This window comes from Inquilinus sp. 2KB_23, assembly GCF_052115705.1.
Lineage (GTDB): Bacteria > Pseudomonadota > Alphaproteobacteria > DSM-16000 > Inquilinaceae > Inquilinus > Inquilinus ginsengisoli_A.
Genome location: NZ_JBFRHF010000006.1, coordinates 104,621 through 125,325 on the forward strand (window position 1 = coordinate 104,621; position 20,705 = coordinate 125,325).

22 protein-coding genes are annotated in these 20,705 nt (G+C 70.3%); 18 read left to right on the forward strand and 4 right to left on the reverse strand.

The window, feature by feature from the left end:
* Window positions 1–18: 18 nt before the first annotated feature.
* Window positions 19–1,002 (reverse strand): SctD/MshK family protein, encoded by a 984-nt coding sequence (locus AB4112_RS09710; RefSeq protein WP_309800108.1) that lies wholly within the window; start codon window positions 1,000–1,002, stop codon window positions 19–21.
* 111 nt (window positions 1,003–1,113) lie between these two features.
* The gene (locus AB4112_RS09715) at window positions 1,114–1,290 is read right to left on the reverse strand and encodes a hypothetical protein (RefSeq protein WP_441719013.1); all 177 of its coding nucleotides are present in this window, start codon (window positions 1,288–1,290) and stop codon (window positions 1,114–1,116) included.
* Between the two features lie 445 nt (window positions 1,291–1,735).
* Here AB4112_RS09715 and AB4112_RS09720 point away from each other — a divergent pair, with 445 nt between their 5' ends.
* The 13 genes from AB4112_RS09720 (at window position 1,736) to AB4112_RS09780 (ending at window position 11,221) form a co-directional block, all read left to right on the forward strand.
* A complete protein-coding gene (locus tag AB4112_RS09720; RefSeq protein WP_309800103.1) occupies window positions 1,736–2,431 on the forward strand; it encodes a secretin N-terminal domain-containing protein in 696 nt (231 codons plus the stop codon).
* A gap of 47 nt (window positions 2,432–2,478) precedes the next feature.
* The gene (locus tag AB4112_RS09725; protein WP_309800101.1) at window positions 2,479–2,967 is read left to right on the forward strand and encodes a hypothetical protein; all 489 of its coding nucleotides are present in this window, start codon (window positions 2,479–2,481) and stop codon (window positions 2,965–2,967) included.
* A gap of 6 nt (window positions 2,968–2,973) precedes the next feature.
* Entirely contained in the window at window positions 2,974–3,777 is an 804-nt protein-coding gene (gene sctJ, locus AB4112_RS09730) for a type III secretion system inner membrane ring lipoprotein SctJ (protein WP_441719018.1), read from the forward strand.
* Window positions 3,774–4,436 carry a SctK family type III secretion system sorting platform protein gene (locus AB4112_RS09735; protein WP_309800097.1) on the forward strand — a complete coding sequence of 221 codons (663 nt, stop codon included), beginning with the start codon at window positions 3,774–3,776 and terminating at the stop codon, window positions 4,434–4,436. The genes sctJ and AB4112_RS09735 overlap by 4 nt, the downstream gene beginning before the upstream one ends.
* Window positions 4,429–5,052: a type III secretion system stator protein SctL gene (sctL, locus tag AB4112_RS09740; RefSeq protein WP_441719022.1), complete on the forward strand. Its 624-nt coding sequence runs from the start codon at window positions 4,429–4,431 to the stop codon at window positions 5,050–5,052. The genes AB4112_RS09735 and sctL overlap by 8 nt, the downstream gene beginning before the upstream one ends.
* Window positions 5,049–6,401, forward strand: coding sequence for a FliI/YscN family ATPase (locus AB4112_RS09745; protein WP_441719025.1), 1,353 nt, complete (start codon window positions 5,049–5,051; stop codon window positions 6,399–6,401). The genes sctL and AB4112_RS09745 overlap by 4 nt, the downstream gene beginning before the upstream one ends.
* A complete protein-coding gene (gene sctO, locus AB4112_RS09750; RefSeq protein WP_441719028.1) occupies window positions 6,398–6,883 on the forward strand; it encodes a type III secretion system stalk subunit SctO in 486 nt (161 codons plus the stop codon). The genes AB4112_RS09745 and sctO overlap by 4 nt, the downstream gene beginning before the upstream one ends.
* Window positions 6,880–7,974: a type III secretion system cytoplasmic ring protein SctQ gene (gene sctQ / locus AB4112_RS09755; RefSeq protein ID WP_309800089.1), complete on the forward strand. Its 1,095-nt coding sequence runs from the start codon at window positions 6,880–6,882 to the stop codon at window positions 7,972–7,974. Before sctO ends, sctQ begins: the two co-directional genes overlap by 4 nt.
* A complete protein-coding gene (gene sctR / locus AB4112_RS09760) occupies window positions 7,967–8,620 on the forward strand; it encodes a type III secretion system export apparatus subunit SctR (protein WP_309800086.1) in 654 nt (217 codons plus the stop codon). Before sctQ ends, sctR begins: the two co-directional genes overlap by 8 nt.
* Before the next feature lie 7 nt (window positions 8,621–8,627).
* Complete coding sequence (sctS, locus tag AB4112_RS09765; RefSeq protein ID WP_309800084.1) at window positions 8,628–8,927, forward strand: type III secretion system export apparatus subunit SctS; 300 nt, start codon at window positions 8,628–8,630, stop codon at window positions 8,925–8,927.
* A complete protein-coding gene (sctT, locus tag AB4112_RS09770; protein ID WP_309800082.1) occupies window positions 8,924–9,730 on the forward strand; it encodes a type III secretion system export apparatus subunit SctT in 807 nt (268 codons plus the stop codon). The genes sctS and sctT overlap by 4 nt, the downstream gene beginning before the upstream one ends.
* A complete protein-coding gene (locus AB4112_RS09775) occupies window positions 9,727–10,728 on the forward strand; it encodes an EscU/YscU/HrcU family type III secretion system export apparatus switch protein (protein WP_441719033.1) in 1,002 nt (333 codons plus the stop codon). Before sctT ends, AB4112_RS09775 begins: the two co-directional genes overlap by 4 nt.
* A gap of 91 nt (window positions 10,729–10,819) precedes the next feature.
* Window positions 10,820–11,221 (forward strand): DOPA 4,5-dioxygenase family protein, encoded by a 402-nt coding sequence (locus AB4112_RS09780; RefSeq protein WP_441719036.1) that lies wholly within the window; start codon window positions 10,820–10,822, stop codon window positions 11,219–11,221.
* A 28-nt stretch (window positions 11,222–11,249) separates the two neighbouring features.
* Here the strand turns inward: AB4112_RS09780 and AB4112_RS09785 are convergent, their stop codons facing one another.
* The gene (locus tag AB4112_RS09785; RefSeq protein WP_309800077.1) at window positions 11,250–11,873 is read right to left on the reverse strand and encodes a TetR/AcrR family transcriptional regulator; all 624 of its coding nucleotides are present in this window, start codon (window positions 11,871–11,873) and stop codon (window positions 11,250–11,252) included.
* Window positions 11,874–12,178: 305 nt separating this feature from the next.
* Between AB4112_RS09785 and AB4112_RS09790 the strand changes: the two genes are divergently transcribed.
* Together AB4112_RS09790 and AB4112_RS09795 are read left to right on the forward strand one after the other, a co-directional pair.
* On the forward strand, window positions 12,179–15,343 hold the full coding sequence (locus tag AB4112_RS09790) for an efflux RND transporter permease subunit (protein WP_309800074.1): 3,165 nt from the start codon (window positions 12,179–12,181) through the stop codon (window positions 15,341–15,343).
* 18 nt (window positions 15,344–15,361) lie between these two features.
* Window positions 15,362–16,528 carry an efflux RND transporter periplasmic adaptor subunit gene (locus AB4112_RS09795; RefSeq protein WP_309800072.1) on the forward strand — a complete coding sequence of 389 codons (1,167 nt, stop codon included), beginning with the start codon at window positions 15,362–15,364 and terminating at the stop codon, window positions 16,526–16,528.
* 24 nt (window positions 16,529–16,552) lie between these two features.
* Here AB4112_RS09795 and AB4112_RS09800 read toward each other — a convergent pair whose 3' ends face one another.
* Complete coding sequence (locus AB4112_RS09800; protein WP_441719039.1) at window positions 16,553–17,620, reverse strand: LacI family DNA-binding transcriptional regulator; 1,068 nt, start codon at window positions 17,618–17,620, stop codon at window positions 16,553–16,555.
* A gap of 286 nt (window positions 17,621–17,906) precedes the next feature.
* Between AB4112_RS09800 and AB4112_RS09805 the strand changes: the two genes are divergently transcribed.
* From AB4112_RS09805 to AB4112_RS09815, 3 genes are all read left to right on the forward strand, one after another.
* Entirely contained in the window at window positions 17,907–18,710 is an 804-nt protein-coding gene (locus AB4112_RS09805) for an ABC transporter ATP-binding protein (protein ID WP_309800068.1), read from the forward strand.
* Between the two features lie 2 nt (window positions 18,711–18,712).
* Window positions 18,713–19,561: an ABC transporter permease gene (locus AB4112_RS09810; RefSeq protein WP_309800309.1), complete on the forward strand. Its 849-nt coding sequence runs from the start codon at window positions 18,713–18,715 to the stop codon at window positions 19,559–19,561.
* Window positions 19,562–19,655: 94 nt separating this feature from the next.
* A complete protein-coding gene (locus AB4112_RS09815) occupies window positions 19,656–20,702 on the forward strand; it encodes an ABC transporter substrate-binding protein (RefSeq protein WP_309800066.1) in 1,047 nt (348 codons plus the stop codon).
* Window positions 20,703–20,705: the final 3 nt, after the last annotated feature.

The window sequence follows — 20,705 nt, forward strand, 5'->3', positions numbered from 1 at the left end:
ATTGCCCCGGCCGGCCCGCTAAGGCTTGGCGGGGTCGGTCAGGGCCATCACGAAGCTCTGACCGGTTCGGCTGCGCAGGGTCACGGCATCGGCGCGGATCGTGGCCACGGACCAGCCGCCGCCGAGGTCCGCGCCTTCGAAGTACTTCGAGCCGGTGTGGGTGATGAGATAGGGGTTGGCGCCGGTCCAGACCGCCTGGATCACGATCTCGGGCGCGCCGCTCGACTGCCCGGTCGCCACCTCGGACGCCAGCTGGGCAGAGGCCGCGAAGGTGCGGTCGAACCAGGCCTGGATCTCACGCCACTGCACCATGTCCGCCGCCGAGAGGCGGCCGGAGGCGACGATGCGGCTGTCATTCACCGCCAGGGTGAGGCCGGCGAGATGGGCCGAATCGATCCGCTCCTGCAGCGCCTCCGCCGGCGTCTGCTGCCGCGGCACGACCGGGGTCAGGGCGGCCGTCTGGATCACCCGCTTCTCGGCACTGGCCGCATCCGCGGCCGGCGCCACGGCGCGGTCGTCGCCATCGGTGCGGGAGCTGCCGGAGGACAGCGCGATGCCGGACAGGCCGCCCAGCGCCACCATCAGCGCCGCGACGGCGGCGATGGCGTGCAGGCGCGGCACCCGGCCGCCGACCTCGACCGGGCTGCGCAGCACGATGCGGGACGACCCCAGGGTCAGCTCGGCCGGCAGGGCCAGGCTCAGCGCCGACCCCGGCTCCACCGCCTCGGCCCGTCCCGGCACCGAGACGGGACCGGCCAGCGGTTCGATCCGGACGCGCCGTCGGTCGATATCGATCAGGGTGTGGACCGGCGCCAGCGCCTCATCGGCGAGAACGATGTCCGAATCGAGCCCACGACCGACCCGATAGGTCGCGAGTCCCAGCTTCTGGGCCGTGCCGGCGTTGGGGCCTTCGACCACGAACAGGGTGACCGAGGGCGGCGGGCGCCGGAACCCCAGGGAGGTAGCCGCTTCGGACAAGGCGGTCCCGAGTTTCGAGGGCATCGCACACCTCACGGACATCCCGACCATCAGCGAAGTCGAGCGCGACTGCATTGCAGCCGCGCTCGAAAAAAGACGACAGAAGTTCCTGACGAACGATCAGAAGAGCGCGGGTCAGCCCTGGCCCGCGGCCTTCAGCGCCGTCTGGGAGCCCTTCTCGTTGTCCGAGAGGGTCTGCTGCAGCTGCGCGTTCCTGAGAGTGCTCTCCCAGTTCTTCTTCGACATGTCGTTGGTGAGCTTCTCGTAGTCGGCGGCCGTACCGGTTCCGCCCGGCGCTGGGACGTTGGACATGCTGTTCTCCTTCGAGTGGCGACGCGGCAAATTCCAAACCAGGGGCCGTCAGACGGCCGTGAAGATGCCTGCAGGATTGTCGACCCATCGGCTTTCTAACAGGAGCCGGACGCTTCGATATCCCGCAGCGATCTCAACACGACGAACCAGCATTACCCCCAGGCTCTCGACACATTCAGCCAAGAGCCTGATAAAATATGTAGCAAAACCTGGACAGGTCAACCCAATTTAGACCAGCAACGCCTCATGTCTCGTCATGCAAACGCATGCCGAAAACTTTAACAAAAAAGTCTGGAACCGAATCGGCTGTTCAGCCGTTTGGGCACGACGCGCTTGGTCTGGACTGCTGTGATCGCCGTCTTGATTGGGTTTTGCGCCCGCGGCGGCAGCGGTCTATATAAGCTGGACGCGGACTTGGCGATTGGGGGATCGACAGGAAGTCTTGATGCAGGCGGCAAAACCTATTGCGACCCGCGTCTCGGCGCTGATCACCGGCTTTTCGCCGCGCTGGGGCCGTGCGGCCGTCGCGCTGTCCATCCTGGGAATGGCGACCGCGCTGGGCCCGGCGACCGGGCTGGCGCAGCAGGCGCCGGCCGGGCCGGCAGCGATCCCCGCCCCTGCCTCGACCGCCCCCGCCGCGGTGTCCGGCCGGGGCACCATGCCGTGGCCCGACCGCCCCTACCCCTACGTAATCCTGGACCAGGACATCCGCGATGTGCTGGCCGCCTTCGGCAGCAATCTCGACGTCCCGGTCAAGGTCAGCGACAAGGTCACGGGCCGCGTCCGGGGCCGGCTGCCGCAGCTGACGCCGCAGCAGCTGCTGGACCACCTCGCCGCCAGCTACGGCCTGCAATGGTACTATGACGGCCAGGTGCTCTACGTCACCACGGTCGAGGAGGCGGCGTCGGAGATGGTGCCACTGGGCGCGATCGGGTTCGAGGACCTGCAGGCGTCGCTGGCCAGCCTGCACCTGGACGACCCCCGCTTCCCGTTGCGACCGCTGCTGCGCGCCAATGTGGCGCTGGTCTCCGGCCCGCCCCGCTACGTCGCCCTGGTCAAGGAGACGATGCAGGCGCTGCAGCAGGCCTACCAGTTCCAGACCACGATCGTGCGCGGCCGAATCGGGAAACCCGGATCGTGACCGCGCCGCAGCCCCACCCGACCCACGCAAGAAGCCGAGGCTGACCCATGGTTGTCATCTCGCCCGCCGTCCTCCACGCGCCGATGCCGATCGAGCCCAAGGCCGCGATCCAGCCGGTCGCGCTGCCGCTGGACCCGAAGGCGGCGAACGTCTTCGACTACGCCCTGCCGCTGCAGCCCAGCCAGAAGTCGATCGCGGATTACGCGCCCAGCCTCAAGGCCAAGCTGCTGGCCAATCCCGGGGCGATGGGCGACCGGATGCTGCAGTCGATCGAGTCCTTCCACAAGGACACGCTCGCCATGCGCGCCTCGACCACGCCCCAGCCGCCCGCGGCCTCGACTCCCGGCCCCGCGACGGCGTCGGGCCCGGCGGCGCAGCATCCGGGCAAGGAGAGCCCCGAGGCCAGCCACTGGAAGGACATCAGCGCCCTGATGGAGAAGACCGCGCAGTTCAACGGGCAGATGATCCGGTCCGCCCTGATGACCACGGTCGTCCAGAAGGGCACCAGCGGCTTCACCGACCTGCTGAAGGCCTGAACCACCTTGCGCAACCGAGCCGACCGCGGCACTCCGCCGAACCGCTCCGCCTGGGCGAAGCCGCTTCGCGGGCTGGCGCTTGCCGGGCTGCTGCTGCTCGCCGCCTGCAAGGTCGACCTCTACAGCGGACTGGAGGAGCGCGAAGCCAACGAGATGGTCGCGATCCTGCTGCACCAGGGCATCCCGGCCGAACGCACGGCGACCAAGGATCGCGGCCTGGTGGTGTCGGTCGAGGAGGACCGCTTCGCCGATGCGGTCGACCTGCTGCGCCGCAACGGCTACCCCCGCGAGCACTATGATTCGATCCCGACGATCTTCAAGGGCGACGGGCTGGTGTCGTCACCGGTCGAGGAGCAGGCGCGGCTGATCTATGCGCTGAGCCAGGAGCTGTCGCGCACCATCTCGCAGATCGACGGGGTCTATTCCGCCCGCGTCCATGTCGTGCTGCCGGATGCCGAGGGGCTGAAGGCGTCGGCGACGCCGTCCTCCGCCTCGGTCGTCATCCGCCATCGCGCCGACATCGACCTGACCAAGCTGACGCCCGAGATCAAGATGCTGGTGGCCAACGGCATCAAGGGCCTGCTGTACGAGAACGTCTCGGTGGTGTTCCTGCCGACCGCCGTCGGCGCCACGACGCCGCCGATCCAGGATCCGCTGACCAACATCGCCGGCGTCTGGGTGCACCAGTCCAGCGCCCCCTGGCTGGAGGGGCTGCTGACGGTGCTGGGCCTCGCTTTGGCGGCCGCGGCCGCCGCCGTCGGCTGGATGCTGTGGCGCCGGCGCGGCGCAGCCCCGCAGGCGGCGGAATGACCTCGGGCGTGGCGGCCGGGAGCCGGGCGGCCGAGGACCGGCTGGCGCCGCGCCGCTTCGACCAGGCGGTGGCGCTGCACGCCCATCCGGCGCAGCTGGGCCGGATCTTTCCCGGCCTGCCGGACGCCGCCGCCCGGCTGCTGCTCGACACCCCGCGGATCCGGCCGCGCCTGTCGGCCCTGCTGCGGCAGCGCCTGTCCCTGATGCCCTGCGACGCGGCGGCTTGGCAGGGCGACACCGCCCGCATCGCCCAGCTGGCGCCGGCCGAGCTGGATCGCGCCGTTCTGCATGCCGGTGCCGCGGCCCTGGCCGCCCGGCTGCGCACCGTGGTGCTGGGCGCCGAGATCCGCCGCGTCACCACCCGGATCGGCGCCGAGGCCTACAGCTTCGGCCTCGGCCACAAAGGTACGGTGCCGGCGATCGACGGCATGGACGAGACGCCGATCGAGGATGCCGTGGAACGGGCCGGCCTGCTGTGCCTCGCCGCCTGGTGCGCCACGGCCGGCGCCGCCGTGGGCGAACGGCTGCGGCTGCGGCTGGCGCCGGAGCGCTGGCCCGCAGCCCCCCTCCCCGTCCCCCAGCAGGCGGCCGCCGCCGCGCTGTTCGCGACCGCCGCACGGTTCGCAACCGCCGCGCGGGCGGTGGCGCCCCATGGCTGAGACGACCCCGCCCGGACCCGCCTTCCGCGCCGGCCGCCCGGTCCTGAAGGCCGCGTCGCTCAGGCAATGGCACGACGCGACGCGCTTCCTGGCCGAGGCCGAGGCCCATGCCGCGCGGCTGCGCGCCGAGGCCGACGCCGCCTTCGCCGACGGCAAGGCCCGCGGCCATGCCGAGGGGCTGGCCGCGGGGCAGCAGGAGGCGGCGACGCTGCTGACCGCCACCGGCGTGCAGATCGACCGCTACTTCGCCGGGCTGGACCAGACCCTGGCCGACCTGGTGCAGCAGACCATCGAGCGCATCCTGGGCGGGTTCGACCGGCGCGAGCTGGTGCTGCAGGCGGTGGCCCACGGCCTGCGCCAGGCCCGGCTGGACCATGCGGCGACGCTGCGGGTGGCGCCCGAGCTGGTGGCGGCGCTGCGCGACCGGCTGGCCGACCCGGCTCAGGATCTCGGCGACATTGCCCGCCGCGTCACCGTCGAATCCGACCCCGGCCTGGCCGGCGACACCTGCGTGATGGTGACCAGATACGGCCATGTCGAGCTGGGCATCGACGCCCAGCTGCGGGCGCTGCGCGACGGGCTGCGCCGCGCCGGGCCGGGCGAGGCCGCGCCATGACCCAGCCGCCACCGGTCATCCCCCTGAAGCCCCGCGCCGACCCGCTGCAGGCGCTGCGGCGGCGCCTGGAGGAGGCCGACCCGCGCCCGGTCAAGGGCCGCGTGGTCAAGGCGATCGGCGTCACCGTCCATGCCGAGATCAACGACGCCCGGCTGGGCGAAATCTGCGAGCTGCGCGACCCGCAGACCGGGCACGTCATCCTGGCCGAGGTGGTCGGGCTGGTCGACGGCGCCGCGGTGCTGACCCCGATCGGCAGCCTGCAGGGCCTGTCGACCCGGACCGAGGCGATCCCGACCGGCCGATCGCTGCGGCTGGGCGTCGGCCCCGGCCTGCTGGGGCGGGTGCTGGACAGCCTGGGCCGGCCGCTCGACACCGCCGAGCGCGGCCCGCTGGACACCGACGCCACCTATCCGCTGCACGCCGAGGCGCCGCCGGCGCTGCTGCGCCCGCTGATCACCCGGCCGATGCCGCTGGGCATCCGCGCCATCGACGGGCTGCTGACCTGCGGCGAGGGCCAGCGCATCGGCATCTACGGGTCGCCCGGCACCGGCAAATCCTCGCTGCTGGCCCAGATCGTCAAGGGCGCCGACGCCGATGCCATCGTCATCGGGCTGATCGGGGAGCGCGGCCGCGAGGTGCGCGAATTCATCGACCGCCATCTCGGGCCCGAGGCGCTGCGGCGGGCGGTGATCGTCACCGCCACCTCGGACCGGCCGGCGATCGAGCGGGTCAAGGCCGCCTTCGTCGCCACCGCCATCGCCGAATACTTCCGCGACCAGGGGATGCGCGTCGCCCTGCTGATGGACAGCATCACCCGCTTCGCCCGCGCGGTGCGTGAGATCGGGCTGGCGGCGGGCGAGCCGCCGACCCGCCGCGGCTTCCCGCCCTCCTTCTTCGCCATGCTGCCGCGGCTGCTGGAACGCGCCGGGCCGGCGGCCAAGGGGTCGATCACCGGCTTCTACACCGTGCTGGTCGAAGGCGACGCCGCCACCGACCCGATCGCCGACGAGACCCGCGGCCTGCTGGACGGCCATGTCGTGCTGTCCCAGGCCCTGGCCAGCGCCGGCCATTTCCCGGCGATCGACGTGCTGGACAGCCGCAGCCGGGTGATGGACGCGGTGATCGACGCCCCCCATCGCCGCGCCGCGGTGCAGGTCCGCCGGCTGATGGCCAAGCATGCCGACATCGAGCTGCTGCTGCAGGTCGGCGAATACCGGGCCGGCAGCGACACGCTGGCCGACGAGGCGGTGGCCAAGATCGGCGACATCCGGCGCTTCCTGCAGCAGGATTTCGACGAGGCCACGCCCTATGGCCAGACCCGCGAACAGCTGGAGCGGCTGGCCCGATGAAGCCCGATCCCCTCGACCGGCTGCGGCGGCTGCGCCACGACCGCGAACGGCTGGCGATCGAGGCGCTGGGCCGCGAGCGCGCCGAGCTGGCCGCCGCCGAGGCCCGCGAGCGCCAGGCCGAGGCCGACCGCGCCGCCTATGAGCGCGACCGCGCCGAGCAGGAGGCCCGGCTCTACGCCGCCGCGCTGGAGCAGCCGGTGCGGGCCGATGCGCTGGAGCGGCTGGGCGACCGGGTGTCCGGCCTGGCCGCGGGATCGCGGCGCCAGGCGGCGACGGTGCGGGAGCGCCAGGGCGAAACCGCCCGGGCCGAGGCCGACACCGCGGCGGCGCGCCAGGGCTGGCGGGGCCGGCGCCGGGACGCCGACCGGCTGGACCAGCTGGCCGACCGTCAGGGCGCCGCCCGGCGCAAGGCCACCGAGATCCGCGACGACCTCGCGGTCGAGGACGAGGCGAGCATGGCACCGCGGGGAGGCCGGACATGACCGCCGCCACGCCGCCGGCGCAGATTCGCGAGGCCGACGCTCTGACGTCGCCGCCGGCTGCCGCCGGCATCGCCTATACCCCGCCCCGGCTGACCAGCGCGCAGGCCGGCGACGCCAACGCCGCGGCCCGGCGCTGCCGGCCGTTCGAGATCAAGATCGGCGGGCAGGAGATCGCGGCCCCGCTGCACGTCACCCCGACCCTCGGGCTGCCGCAGGATGCGACGGCGGCGGCGATCACCTGCCGGCTCGGCACCGGCCGCGTGGTGATCCTGGCGCCCGGAATGCTGGTCGATGCGCTGCTGACCGAGGCGGCCGGCCTGCCGGCGCGCGACCTGGAGCCCGATCTGGCGGCCCTGCTGCTGGAGGCCCTGCTGGCCGGGCTGCTGCCGGCGCTGGAAACCGCCGGCGGCGTCCCGATCGCGATCGAGGCGGTCGGCTGGGCCCCGGCCGAAGCTCCGCCGGCGGCCTTCCACTGCAGCGTCGGGCTCCGCCACGGCTTTTCCGAAGCGGCGCTGCACGTCGCCGCGGATGCCGCCGCTTGGCCGCCCCTGCGCCGCCTGATCGACGCCGCGCCGAAGCAGGACGCGCCGCTGGCCGGCCTGCCGGTGCCGCTGGCGGTCCGCATCGGCGCCGTGCGCCTGGCCCTGGCCGATCTAAGGGGCCTCGAGCCGGGCGACGTGGTGTTCCCCGACGTCGCCTGCCGCGCCGGCGAGGCCCTGGTGGTGTTCGGCGACAGCTGGGCCCACACCGCCAAGCGCGACCGGGCGTCGATCGTGATCACGACGCCGCGGCAGCGCCTGGACCTGCAGGATGGAGGACAATGGATGGCGGATCCCGACAGCGGCGCCGAGGCGCCGTCGGCGGAGCGGCTGGACGATCTGCCGGTGACGCTGGTGTTCGAGCTGGGCCGCAGCGAATTGCCGCTCGCGGCGGTGCAGGGGCTGGCGCCAGGCGCGGTGCTGGACCTCGGCCGCGATCCCGGCGAGGCCGTGGACATCGTCGCCAACGGGCGCCGCATCGGCCGCGGCGAGATCGTGCGGATCGAGGACGCCCTGGGCGTGCGGGTGGTGCGGCTGTTCGGCGATGACTGAGGCGCAGCCCGACATCCTGCCGCTGCTCGGCATCGTCGCCATCGTCGGGCTGATGCCGTTCCTGATGGTCACCCTGACCGCCTTCCTGAAGATCTCGGTGGTCATGGTGCTGCTGCGCAACGCGCTCGGCATCCAGCAGACGCCGCCGAACATGGTGCTGTACGGCATCGCCCTGATGCTGACCGTCTACATCACCGGCCCGGTGTTCTCCGAGATCTACGCCCGGGTCAGCGACCCGTCGCTCAGCCTGCGCAGCGTCACCGACTGGCAGGCGGCGCTGCAATCCGCGGCGGAGCCGGTGCGCGCCTATCTGCTGCGCTTCACCGACCCGGCCGAGCGCGACTTCCTGCTGTCGGCCACCGCTAAGGTGTGGCCGGCCGAGGCCAGCGCCGCCGCCACGCCGAACGACCTCGTCATCCTGATCCCGTCCTTCGTGATCTCGGAGCTGACCCGCGCCTTCGAGATCGGCTTCCTGCTGTACCTGCCCTTCATCGTCATCGACCTGATCGTCTCGGCGATCCTGATGGCGATGGGCATGATGATGGTGTCGCCGCTCGCCATCTCGGTGCCGTTCAAGCTGTTCCTGTTCGTCATGGTCGACGGCTGGTCGCGCCTGCTGCACGGCCTGATCCTGAGCTACAGCTGAGACGGCGATGAACCAGGCGGTGATCGCGCATCTGCTGCAGGAGGCGCTGAGCCTCACCCTGCTCCTGTCGCTGCCGGCGCTGGGCATCGCCGCCGCGGTCGGGCTGCTGGTCGGCCTGTTCCAGGCGGTGACCCAGATCCAGGACCAGACCCTGCCGATGGCGATCAAGGTCATCGCCGTCGTCCTCAGCCTGGTCCTGCTCGGCCCGCTGCTGGCCAGCCCGCTGGTCCGCTACACCGAACGCATCTTCACCGACTTCCCGCAGATCACACGCGGCGCCGTGCCGCCGGCGGCGGACCGGCCGTGAACCTCGACTCGCTGAACGGTCTGGTCGACCTGTTCGGCCCCTATCTCAACGGCCTCGCGGTCTCGGTCGCCCGCGCCATCGCCATGGCGACGGTGCTGCCGATCTTCAGCCGGCTCGGCCTGACGGGCCTGCTGCGCAACGCGGTGATGATCGCCATCGCCCTGCCGATGCTGCCCCAGGCGACGGCGGAGCTGGCGGCGCTGACCCCGCTGGGCCCGGCGCAGACCCTGGTCCTGGTCGCCAAGGAGGCGATCATCGGCGTGCTGCTGGGGCTGCTGTTCGGCGTGCCCTTCTGGGCGGTGGAGGCGGCGGGCGAGATCGTCGACATGCAGCGCGGCGTCAACGGCGCCTATCTGCTGGACCCCAACGCCTCGGGCCAGGCCTCACCGATCGGCACGCTGTTCGTCATGGTCCTGCTGGCGCTGTTCTTCGCCGGCAACGGCATGGGCCTGCTGGCGGAGGCGCTGTACCGCAGCTACGCGCTGTGGCCGGTGACGGCGCTGCTGCCGCCCTTCACCGGCGAGACCCCGGCACTGCTGCTGGGGCTGCTGGACCGTGTGGTCCGGCTGGCGCTGCTGCTGGCGGCGCCGCTGGTGATCGTGATGCTGCTGGGCGACATCACCCTGGCGGTGATCGGCCGGATGGCGCCGCAGCTCAACGTCTTCGACCTGTCGCTGTCGGTGAAGACGGCGGCGCTGCTGCTGGTGCTGCCGGTCTACGCCGTCTTCCTGGTGCCCTATTTCGCCGAGAGCCTCGGCTCGATCCACGGCGTGCTCGACCTCGCCCGCACGGTGCTGCCATGAGCCAGCCGAGCGAGGAAAGAAGCCTTCCCGCCAGCGCCAAGAAGCTGACCGACGCGCGGCGCAAGGGCCAGGTCGCCCACAGCCGCGACCTGGTGACCGTGGTGGCGCTGATCGCCGGCGGGCTGTACCTCGCCGTCGAGGGTTCGGCGATCATGGAGACGCTGCGCGCCATCCTGGTCGAGCCGATCGGGCTGACCGGCAAGCCGTTCCGCGACACCTACACCATCCTGCCGACCATGCTGGCGCTGGCGGCGCGGATCGTGGCGCCGCTGGTCGCGATCGTCATCGTCGCCAGCATCCTCGCCAACGTCGCGTTCCTGCGCGGCATCCCGCTGTCGCTCGACCCGTTGGTCCCGCGGGGCGACAAGATCAATCCGGTCACCGGCTTCCAGCGGCTGTTCAGCCTGCGCAACGTGATCGAGTTCGTGAAGGCGATCCTCAAGGTCTGCGCCCTGCTGACGGTGATCGGGCTGCTGGCCATCGGGGCGCTGCACGCGCTGCTGGTCGCGCCGCAATGCGGCCGCGACTGCATCGGGCAGGTGCTGGTGGCGACGCTGAAGCCGGTTCTGATCGGCATCGCCGCGGTGCTGCTGGTCTTCGCCCTGGCCGATATGGGCCTGCAGCGCTGGCTGTTCCTGCGCGACCAGCGGATGACGCGCACCGACATGAAGCGTGAGCGCAAGGAGCAGGAGGGCGACCCGCAGATCCGCAGCGCCCGCAAGCGGCGGCAGCAGGCCATGGCGACCGGCACCGGCGCCGCCACGCTGTACCTGACCGACGGCACCGTCACGGTCGGCATCCGCTTCGTGCCCGGCGACACGCCGGTGCCGCTGCTGGTCAGCAAGTCGCGGAATCGGGTCGCCGGCAGCGCCGTGCCGGTGGAGACCGCCCCGTCGCTGGCCCGCCAGCTGCACGCCAAGGCGGGGGCCGGCGAGGCGGTTCCGGGCGAGCATTTCGACGCCCTGGCCCGGATCCTGCTGGGGCTCGGCCTGATCTGAGGCCTGGCCGAAAACCCATCTCATCCCTTCCCAGAGGGATGCCGGGTCGAGCATGCTTGGCCCGAGCGAAGGACGAGAGGAGACCCGGCCGATGGCGCCACGACCGATCGCGGAGATCGCCAGCTACCACGCCCATGTCTACTACGACCCGGCCACCCGCGACCGGGCGGAGCGGCTGCGCGGCTGGATCGGCGAGCGCTTCCGGGTGCGGCTGGGGCGCTGGCACGACGTCAGGGTCGGGCCGCACGGCCAAGCGATGTACCAGATCGCCTTCGCCGCCGAGGCGTTCGCGACGCTGGTGCCGTGGCTGATGCTGAACCATGGCGGCCTGAGCATCCTGGTCCATCCCAACACCACGAATCCGCGCCGCGACCACCTGGCCGACGCGGTCTGGATCGGCACACCCGTGGCCATCCATGGCGACAGGCTGCCGGAGGAGGACGAGGCGGAGGCCCCGCTGGAGCCGAACACCACGCCGGACCGGTCCGCCTGAGGACGGTCCCGACAGGCAGTAGCCCCGGTCAGGCCGTGGCGGGCTGGCGTGTCAGGAAGGCGGCGATGATGGCTTCGCCCATTCGGATGAAGCGCGCGCTCGGCCCCTCGGCGCCGACGCTCTGCCGGCTGACGCGGGCGCCTTCGAGCAGCAGCCACAGCGTGTCGGCCAGCAGTTCCGGCTGGGTGGCGCCGGCGGCCCGGCACAGCCGCACCAGGCGGTCGCGCTGGGCGGTCTTGAAGTCCTCGATCACCCGCCGGGCGGGATGGCCATCCTCGGTCAGTTCGATCGCGGCGTTGACCATGTCGCAGCCGCGGCTGTCGGCGATCGCGCATTCGGCGCCCATCCGGACCCAGTCGTGCAGCTGCGCCAGCGGGTTGCCAGGATGCTCGTCCTCGAACCTGGCCCAGATCTCGTCGGCTTCGGTCGCGAAGCGGTGCAGGCACTCGACGATCAGGTCGTCCTTCGAGCCGAAGTGACGATACAGGGTCATCTTGTTGGTGCCGGCGGCCTCGGCGATCGCATCGACGCCGACCCCCCGGAAGCCATGCTTGTGGAACAGGTCGCGCGCGGTGCCGAGGATCCGGTCGCGGGGCCGGAGCTCGCCGCTGGGGCCTGGCAGGCCGTCCTTCGGGGGTGTGATGGTGGTCATAGCCTTGAAACGTCCTTGACCGTAGTCTCGGTCTAGACCAATATGCATGTTACTTACCGGTAACACCCCAGCGGAACAGGGTCAAGACCTGATCCGGCCAAGGGTGTTGGGGGCGGCTTCAAGCTTCGCTTGACGACGCCCCGGCCGAACGATAATCAACCATAAGGTTAATTAACCTGGGGGTTCACTATGGCCCGTCGCCCGACGGCCTCGGCACGTTTGTGCAGCCTGCGTCGATCCGGCGCCGGACGGCTCGATCATGCCTGGATCCTCTGCAACTGCAACGCGGCCAGGTCGAACGGGTCATGATCAACTTCTTTATCCAGCGCCCGATCTTCGCCTCGGCGATCGCCGTCATCATGGTGCTGGCGGGCGGCATCTCCTACTTCCTGCTGCCGGTGTCGCAGTTCCCCGACATCACGCCGCCGCAGGTGGTGGTCAGCGCGGCCTATCCCGGCGCCAGCGCCCAGGTGGTGGCCGACACCGTGACGACGCCGCTGGAGCAGCAGATCAACGGCGTCGAGGGCATGATGTACATGTCGTCGACCTCGTCGAATGACGGCACCTCGAACATCACCGTCACCTTCCAGGTCGGCTACCCCCTCAGCATCGCCGCGGTCGACGTGCAGAACCGCGTGTCGCAGGCGGCCTCCTCGCTGCCGGCGATCGTCAACCAGGGCGGCGTGACGATCCAGAAACAGAACCCGAATTTCGTGCTGATCGTCGACCTGACCTCGCCGGACGGGTCGGTCGACCCGGTGGAGCTGAGCAACTACGCCTATCTGCAGATCGTCGACCCGATCAAGCGCCTGCCGGGCGTCGGCAATGTCCAGATCTTCGGCGAGCGGCGCTATTCCATGCGCATCTGGCTAGACCCCGACAAGCTGGCCAATCTGGGCGTCACCGCGGTCGACGTGCAGAACGCGGTCGCCGAGCAGAACGTGCAGGTGGCGGCCGGCAAGATCGGCCAGTCGCCGGCCCCCGCAGGCACCGCCTTCGAGCTGCAGGTCAACGCCACCGGCCGCCTGAGCGACCCGGCACAGTTCGGCGACATCGTCGTCCGCGCCGACCCGGCGACCGGATCGGTGGTGCGGCTGCGCGACGTCGCCCGGATCGAGCTGGGCGCCCTGCAATACTCGTCCTCGGGCTATTTCGGCGGCCGGCCGGCCGTGGTCGTGGCCGTCTTCCAGCAGCCGGGGTCGAACGCCCTGGCGCTGCAGGAGGCCGTGCAGTCCAAGATGGATGAGCTGAAGCAGCGCTTCCCCAAGGGCATCGAATACGGCATCCACTACGACACCACCCGCTTCGTCTCCGCGGCGATGGAAGACGTGCTGAAGACGCTGCTCGAAGCGCTGGCGCTGGTCGTGCTGGTGGTCTTCATCTTCCTGCAGAACTGGCGCACCACCCTGATCCCCGTCATCGCCATCCCGGTGTCGCTGGTCGCGACGCTGGTGATCATGGAGGGCATGGGCTTCTCGCTGAACATGCTGAGCCTGCTCGGCATGGTGCTCGCCATCGGCCTGGTGGTCGACGACGCCATCGTTGTGGTGGAGAACGTCGAACGCCAGCTCGAGGCCGGCCTGCCGCCGCTGGCGGCAACGCGCAAAGCGATGACCGAGGTCACCGGCCCGATCATCGCCACCACCGCGGTGCTGATGGCGGTGTTCATCCCGGTCGCCTTCATTCCCGGCGTATCGGGCCGCCTGTACAACCAGTTCGCGCTGACCGTCGCCATCTCCGTCGGCCTGTCGGCCTTCAACTCGCTGACGCTGAGCCCGGCCCTGAGCGCCGCGTTCCTGCGGCACCGGCCGCACACCCCCTTCGTCCTGTTCCGCTGGTTCAACGCCGGCTTCAACGCGCTGTCGCACGGCTATGCGGCGCTGGTGCGGTTCCTGATCCGGATCCGCTGGCTGGTCATGATCCTGTTCGTGGCCGGGCTGGGCCTGACCTATTGGGTGTCGACGCGCCTGCCCTCGACCTTCCTTCCGGTCGAGGACCAGGGCTATTTCTTCGTCGTCATCCAGCTGCCCGACGGCGCTTCGCTGGAGCGCACCGAGGCGGTGGCGAAGAAGACCCGAGCCATCCTGGAGGCGACGCCGGGTGTCGAGACGGTCGGCGAGATCGTCGGCCTGAACTTCCTGACCAGCGCCGCCCAGTCGAACTCCGCAGCCCAGTTCGCCATCCTGAAGCCCTGGTCCGAGCGCGGCCCGGACCAGAGCGCATCGGCCCTCGCCAAGCAGGTCGGCGCCCAGCTGTGGCAGATCCCCGACGCCTTCGCGCTGGCCTTCGACCCGCCGTCGATCCCCGGCATCAGCACCACGGGTGGTTTCGAATTCCAGATCGAGGACCTGTCCGGCCAGGGCGCCATAGCCCTGAACGCGGCAACCCAGGCGGTGCTGGCCGAGGCCCGGAAGCAGCCCGAGCTGGATGCCCAGCAGATGTTCAGCAGCTTCAGCACCACCACGCCGCAGTACAATTACGACCTGGACCGCAACAAGGCGAAGATGCTGGGCCTGACCCTGCCCGACGTCTTCAACACGTTGCAGATCTATCTGGGGTCGCTGTACATCAACGACTTCAACCTGTTCGGCCGCACCTTCCGCGTCACCATCCAGGCGGACAAGGATGCCCGCGGGTCGGCGACCGATATCACCCGCCTGTATGTCCGCAATTCCTCGGGCGGGATGGTGCCGCTGAGCACGCTGGGTGACCTGAAGCCGATCGCGGGGCCGGACACGGTGCCGCATTACAACAACTACACCTCGGCGAAGATCAACGGCGCCCCGGCGCCGGGCTACAGCTCGGGCCAGGCGATCGCGGCGATGGAGCGGGCGGCCGCCACGGCGCTGCCGCGCGACTTCACCTATGAATGGACCGGCATCACCTTCCAGGAGTTGCAGGCAGGATCGGTCGCGGCCCTGGTGTTCGGGCTGGCCATCATCTTCGTGTTCCTGATCCTGGCGGCCCAGTACGAAAGCTGGTCGATGCCGTTCATGGTGCTGCTGGCGGTGCCGCTGGCCCTGTTCGGCGCCTTCGCCGCGCTGTGGGCCCGGTCGATGCAGATCGACGTCTACTCGCAGATCGGCCTGGTCATGCTGATCGGCCTGGCCGCCAAGAACGCCATCCTGATCGTGGAGTTCGCCAAGCGGCTGCGCGAGGAAGGCCACAGCATCGTCGAAGCAGCGGCGGAAGCCGGTCGGCTGCGGCTGCGTCCCATCCTGATGACGGCCTTCGCCTTCATCCTGGGCGTAGTGCCGCTGATGATCGCCACCGGTGCCGGCGCCGCCAGCCGCCAGTCGATCGGCACCACCGTGTTCGGCGGCATGCTGGCCGCCACCATCCTGACCCTGATCTTCGTCCCCGTGTTCTACGCCGTGATCGAATCCTTGCGCGAACGTCGCGGCGACACGAACAGCCCCCATGCCACCGACGGCCATCGGCTCGAGCCGAAGGCCGGCCCGGCCGAATAAGCACTGGAGAACCGCGCCATGGGCGTCCGTACCGTCATCCTGGGATCGATTGCCGTGGTCGCCGCCGTTGCTGCCGGCCTGTACCAGACCGGCCACCTGCCCCTGGGCTTGCTGCTCAGCAGCCCGGTGCAGGCAGAAGCTGCGGCGCCGACCGGGGCGCCCCCCGCCATGCCGGTGCCGGTGGCGGCGGTGCTCAAGCGGTCGCTGCCGATCTATCTCGACTACTCCGCGCGCACCGAATCGATCGCCGCCATCAGCCTGCAGGCCAAGGTCTCCGGCTATATCCTGTCGCAGCCGGCAGCCGACGGCACCGACGTCAAGCAGGGCGACCTGCTGTACAAGATCGACCCGCGCGACTTCCAGACCGCGCTGGACCAGGCCAATGCCCAGCTGCAGCGAGACCAGTCCAACATCGACTATCTGCGCTCGAACTATGACCGCGGCAGCGAGCTGACCAAGAACGGCTGGCTGGACAAGGACACCTACGACCAGCGCCAGAGCAATCTGAAGCAGGCCCAGGCGACCCTCGCCAGCGACCAGGCGGCACAGCGCCAGGCCGAGCTGAACCTGGGCTACACCGAGCTCCGGGCCCCCTTCGCCGGGCGGCTCGGCCGCAACCAGGCGCCGGTGGGGACGCTGATCGCCAACGGCGGCAGCCCGGTCAACACCCTGGTGCAGCTCGACCCGATCTATGTGACGTTCAACCCCAGCGAGGCCGAGCTGGCCAAGATCCGGGCCGCGAAGACCGCGGGGAAGGTCGCGATCGACGTGCTGCTACCGGGCGAGACCGAGGCGACGCATAAGGGCGAGCTGACCTTCCTGGACAATTCCGTCGACAACCGCACCGGGACGATCCTGGCGCGCGCCACCGTCGGCAACGGCGACTTCGGCGTGCTGCCCGGCCAGTATGTCCGCGTCCGGGTCCATCTGGAGCCGCAGCCGGGCGCCCTGATGGTGCCGCAGGTCGCGGTCGCCGCCAGCCAGTTCGGGCGCTACGTCTATGTCGTCAGCAAGGACAACCGGGCGGAACAGCGCCTGGTGACCCTGGGGCCGACCGATGGCGACCTGGTCGCCATCGAGAAGGGCGTGGCCGAGGGCGACCAAGTCATCACCGGCAACCTGCAGAAGATCTTCTACCCCGGCATGCCGGTGCAGCCCCAGCAGCAGGTCGCCGCCGGGTCATAAGGCCGGCAGGAACCAACCGCGGCCTTACGCCTTGGCCCGGCCGCGGGCGACGCTGACCGCGGGCAGGGCCTGGGTGGAGCCGCGGATCACCATCTCGACCGGCAGCACGATGTGGCGGGCCGGGGCCGGCTCGGCCGAGCCGCTGCGCTCGGCCAGCATCTCGATCAGCAGGTCGGCGGCGGCGTGGCCGGCCCTGTACTGCTCGACCCGGATGGTGGTCAGCGGCGGGAACAGCCGGTCGGCCAGCGGCATGTCGTTGTAGCCGGTGACCGACACGTCCTCCGGGCAGGACAGGCGCCGCCGCCGCAGCGCCGCGATGGCGCCGATGGCGAGCAGGTCGTTGGCGCAGACCAGGGCGGTGAAGCCGCGGTCGCGGGCCAGCAGCTCTTCGGCGCAGCGCTCGCCCTCGGCATCGGTGAAGCCGCCGGCGAACACCACCAGCCCGTCATCCTCGGCCAGCCCCATCGCCGCCCGGTACTCCAGGAAGGCCTGGTGGCGGCTGCGCCCGGTCGACAGGTCCTGCGGCCCGGCGATCGCGGCGATGCGGCGATGGCCCAGCGACGCGAGGTGGGTCAGGATGCGCCGCACCCCCTCGCGCTCGTCATGCGCCACCGAGGCGATGCCGGCATCGTCGACCCGGCGGTTCACGGTGACCATCGGCAGGCCTTCCTGCGCCAGCCGCCCGACCACGGAATCATTGGCCGTGACGCTGGCCATGATCAGGCCTTCGACGCCCCGCGCCAGCAGCGTGTCGACGATCGCCGCCTCCCGCCGCAGGCTGCTGTCGGTGTTGCCGAGGATCGCGATGTAGCTGTGCCGCATCAGCGCGTCCTCGGCGCCGCGGAAGATCGGCGGGAACACCGGGTTGGTGATGTCGGGCACGATCACACCGATGGTGCGGGTGCGGTTGGTCTTCAGCGAATAGGCCGCCGCGTTGGGCCGGTAGCCCAGCCGCTCGCTGGCCGCCACCACCTGCTCGGCCACCTCCGGCGTGATCAGGTGCCGGGTCTTGGGGTCGAGCGCCCGCGACACGGTGGAGACATGCACCCCCAGCGCCGCAGCCACATCCTTCAGCGTCACCCGCTTCCTCATCGCCCCTGGCGCCTCCCTGGTCCGGCCCCAGTATAGGGGCTTGTGCAATCGTTATCAAAACCGAAGAGCCTCCGCGGCCTGGAAGCTCGGAAACCTGCCGATCCCGGGGCGGTCCAGCGGCTGGCAACTCCACCAGAAACCCTCCTGACACCGGCTTACTCTCGCGGCTGCAGCTCGCCTGCCTGCGATTTTCGCCGAGTTGGCTATTGACGCTCCGGGTTTCGTTCGATTAGCCTGCAATCGTTCGCATAAGAACGCCACAAGGCGCCCATTGGGAGGACATCCGATGACGGAGCATGGCCCGGCCATCGTGGCTGACAATGCCAGTAAGCTGTTCGCAGACGGCGCGGTGGTCGCCTTCCGGCGGCTGAGCCTGGAGGTCCGCAGCCGGGAGATCCTGTGCATCGTCGGCCCCAGCGGCTGCGGCAAGACCACCCTGCTGCGCTGCATCGCCGGCCTGACCGACATCAGCGACGGCCGGCTGGTGGTGCATGGCAAGCCGGTCCAGGGCCCGCCCGACGGCGTCGCCACCGTGTTCCAGCATTTCGGCCTGCTGCCATGGAAGACGGTCTACGACAACGCCGCCTTCGGCCTCGCCATGGCCGGCACGTCGTCGACGATCATCCGCGAACGGGTAAACCACTATCTCGCTTTGGCCGGCCTGACCGGCTTCGAGAAGCACTATCCCTACCAGTTGTCCGGCGGCATGCAGCAGCGGGTCGGGCTGGTCCGCGCCCTGGCCACCAACCCGTCGGTCCTGCTGATGGACGAGCCCTTCGCCGCGCTGGACGCCCAGACCCGCGAAGTGCTGCAGGAGGAGCTGCTGGCCCTGATGCAGCGGCCGGACGAGCGCAAGACCATGGTGTTCATCACCCATTCGATCGACGAGGCCATCATCCTCGGCGACCGCATCGCGGTGATGAGCGCGCGGCCGGCCCGCATCGCCGAGATCATCGACCTGCCTTTCGGCTGGCCACGCGACGTCGACGCGGTCCGCGCCGACCCCCGCTTCGCCGCGCTGCGCGAGCACATCTGGAACCAGCTTCGCCCGCAGCGCGCGGGCGCCAGAGCTAAGGAGGCCGTGGCGTGACCATGACCGTTCCCATGCCGGCGACGCCGGCCGACCAGGGCATCGCCGACGACCAGGCGCGGGCGAAGCAGGCCAGCGCCCGCCGCCGCCGGCGCCAGGGGCGGCAGCTCATGGCCATCCGCCTGACCTCGCTCGCCATCATGCTGGTGCTGTGGCAGGTGGTCGGCGCCCGGATAGACCCGATCCTGTTCACCACCCCGATCGCCGTGGCCAAGGCGGCGGTGCTGATGATCGGCAGCGGCGAGCTGTGGCGCTATCTCGGCCCCAGCCTGCTGGTGTTCGTCTACGGCCTGGCCCTGGCCGCCGTGTTCGGCATCACCGTTGGCCTGGCGCTGGCCCGCTACCGCATGCTCGACGCCGCCTTCGACATGTACATCACCTTCCTCTACTCGACCCCGACGGTGGCGATCGTGCCGCTGATCGTGCTGTGGGTCGGGTTCGACACCACGGCGAAGGTGGTGATCCTGTTCCTGTTCGCCTTCTTCCCGCTGGCGATCAACACCTACCAGGGGGTCAAGAACGTCGACCCCGGCCTGCTCGATGTCGGCCGCGCCTTCCGCTGCTCCGAACGGCAGCTGTGGACCAACATCATCATCCCGGCGGCGTTGCCTTTCATCGTCACCGGCCTGCGCCTGGCCGTCGGCCGCGGCCTGATCGGCATGGTGCTGGCCGACCTCTACACCGCGATCTCCGGCATCGGCTACCTGATCCTGCGCACCGCCAGCACCTTCCAGATCGACCGCATGTTCGTGCCGATCGTCACGCTCGGCCTGCTCGGCGTGCTGACCACCGCCCTGCTGCGGCTGCTGGAGCGCAAGGTCGCGCCCTGGACCGTCGCCCACCGCGAGTAACCGCCGGCCGGACAGGCTGGCGGACAAGAAACTGTCGACAGCCCCGGCAGCCCGACCATCGCGGGCCGAGGCCGGGCCACAGGGAGGACAATCGATGACGATGCCGTTCCCAAGGATCCGCTCGACCCTGGCCGTGTCCGCCTTCGCCGCCGCCCTGTTCGGCGCCGCGGCCGGGGCGCAGGCGGCCGACTGCCCCAACGGGCTGCGCGACCTGAACATCGGCGTGTCGGTGGTGCCGCCGAACGTGGTCCACACCACGCCCTACATCGCCAAGAGCTTGGGCCTGTTCGAGAAGCACTGCATCAACGCCAACATCATCGCCTTCGAGGGCGGATCCTCCGCCACCGTCATCGCCGCGCTGCAGCAGGGCAAGATCATCGCCAACGTCACCGCCGCCATGGTCGGGTCCGGCATGAAGGCGCATCAGATCTGGGGCTTCGCGCCGCGGCTGCCGCAATCCTACGTCGTGGCCGAGGAGATCAAGACCAAGGCCGACCTGAAGGGCAAGCGCCTCAGCGCGGCCGGCGGCGGCGTCGGCGGCTTCAACTGGCTGATGGCCCGGGCCCTGCTGCACGATGCCGGCCTGACCGTCGACGACGCGCAGTTCGTGTCCCAGGGCCTGGCCGGCCGCCTGCCCGGCCTGGTCGCCGGCCAGCTCGACGGCGTGTCGCTGCATCCCGAGGACGTGTTCCTGGCGGCGCAGCAGAAGCCTGGGGCCCATGTCCTGGTGGTGCTGGCCCAGGCGATGCCGGACTATGTGTTCAACATCTATGGCGCGTCGGACGAGTTCATCAAGAACGATCGCGACCTGCTGACCGACGCCGTCGCTGCGATGATCGAGGCCAACCGGATGATCTACCGCGACAAGGACAAGGTCATCCCGATCATGATGGAGGCCAGCGAGAAGCCGAAGGAGGCGGTCGAGTTCGCCTGGGCCGAGCTGACCAAGAACTGCATCTGGTCGGTCAATATCGGGCTGGACCGCAAGCGCACGGAATGGACCATCGCCAACAGCGTCGAGCTCGGCGACATCCCGCCGGACCGCAACCTGACCTATGAGCAGCTGGTCGACCAATCCATCGCCGAGGCCGCGCTGAAGAAGGTCGGCGGCCCGACCGAGATCAACGGCTGTTCGGCCTGAGCG

What these genes read in the sequence shown, in the direction of transcription:
- AB4112_RS09710 (WP_309800108.1), bottom strand. Translation starts at nt 1,002, where the DNA reads ATGCCCTCGAAACTCGGGACCGCCTTGTCCGAAGCGGCTACCTCCCTG.
- AB4112_RS09715 (WP_441719013.1), bottom strand. Translation starts at nt 1,290, where the DNA reads ATGTCCAACGTCCCAGCGCCGGGCGGAACCGGTACGGCCGCCGACTAC.
- AB4112_RS09720 (WP_309800103.1), top strand. Translation starts at nt 1,736, where the DNA reads ATGCAGGCGGCAAAACCTATTGCGACCCGCGTCTCGGCGCTGATCACC.
- AB4112_RS09725 (WP_309800101.1), top strand. Translation starts at nt 2,479, where the DNA reads ATGGTTGTCATCTCGCCCGCCGTCCTCCACGCGCCGATGCCGATCGAG.
- AB4112_RS09735 (WP_309800097.1), top strand. Translation starts at nt 3,774, where the DNA reads ATGACCTCGGGCGTGGCGGCCGGGAGCCGGGCGGCCGAGGACCGGCTG.
- sctL (WP_441719022.1), top strand. Translation starts at nt 4,429, where the DNA reads ATGGCTGAGACGACCCCGCCCGGACCCGCCTTCCGCGCCGGCCGCCCG.
- AB4112_RS09745 (WP_441719025.1), top strand. Translation starts at nt 5,049, where the DNA reads ATGACCCAGCCGCCACCGGTCATCCCCCTGAAGCCCCGCGCCGACCCG.
- sctO (WP_441719028.1), top strand. Translation starts at nt 6,398, where the DNA reads ATGAAGCCCGATCCCCTCGACCGGCTGCGGCGGCTGCGCCACGACCGC.
- sctQ (WP_309800089.1), top strand. Translation starts at nt 6,880, where the DNA reads ATGACCGCCGCCACGCCGCCGGCGCAGATTCGCGAGGCCGACGCTCTG.
- sctR (WP_309800086.1), top strand. Translation starts at nt 7,967, where the DNA reads ATGACTGAGGCGCAGCCCGACATCCTGCCGCTGCTCGGCATCGTCGCC.
- sctS (WP_309800084.1), top strand. Translation starts at nt 8,628, where the DNA reads ATGAACCAGGCGGTGATCGCGCATCTGCTGCAGGAGGCGCTGAGCCTC.
- AB4112_RS09775 (WP_441719033.1), top strand. Translation starts at nt 9,727, where the DNA reads ATGAGCCAGCCGAGCGAGGAAAGAAGCCTTCCCGCCAGCGCCAAGAAG.
- AB4112_RS09780 (WP_441719036.1), top strand. Translation starts at nt 10,820, where the DNA reads ATGGCGCCACGACCGATCGCGGAGATCGCCAGCTACCACGCCCATGTC.
- AB4112_RS09785 (WP_309800077.1), bottom strand. Translation starts at nt 11,873, where the DNA reads ATGACCACCATCACACCCCCGAAGGACGGCCTGCCAGGCCCCAGCGGC.
- AB4112_RS09790 (WP_309800074.1), top strand. Translation starts at nt 12,179, where the DNA reads ATGATCAACTTCTTTATCCAGCGCCCGATCTTCGCCTCGGCGATCGCC.
- AB4112_RS09795 (WP_309800072.1), top strand. Translation starts at nt 15,362, where the DNA reads ATGGGCGTCCGTACCGTCATCCTGGGATCGATTGCCGTGGTCGCCGCC.
- AB4112_RS09800 (WP_441719039.1), bottom strand. Translation starts at nt 17,620, where the DNA reads ATGAGGAAGCGGGTGACGCTGAAGGATGTGGCTGCGGCGCTGGGGGTG.
- AB4112_RS09805 (WP_309800068.1), top strand. Translation starts at nt 17,907, where the DNA reads ATGACGGAGCATGGCCCGGCCATCGTGGCTGACAATGCCAGTAAGCTG.
- AB4112_RS09810 (WP_309800309.1), top strand. Translation starts at nt 18,713, where the DNA reads ATGACCGTTCCCATGCCGGCGACGCCGGCCGACCAGGGCATCGCCGAC.
- AB4112_RS09815 (WP_309800066.1), top strand. Translation starts at nt 19,656, where the DNA reads ATGACGATGCCGTTCCCAAGGATCCGCTCGACCCTGGCCGTGTCCGCC.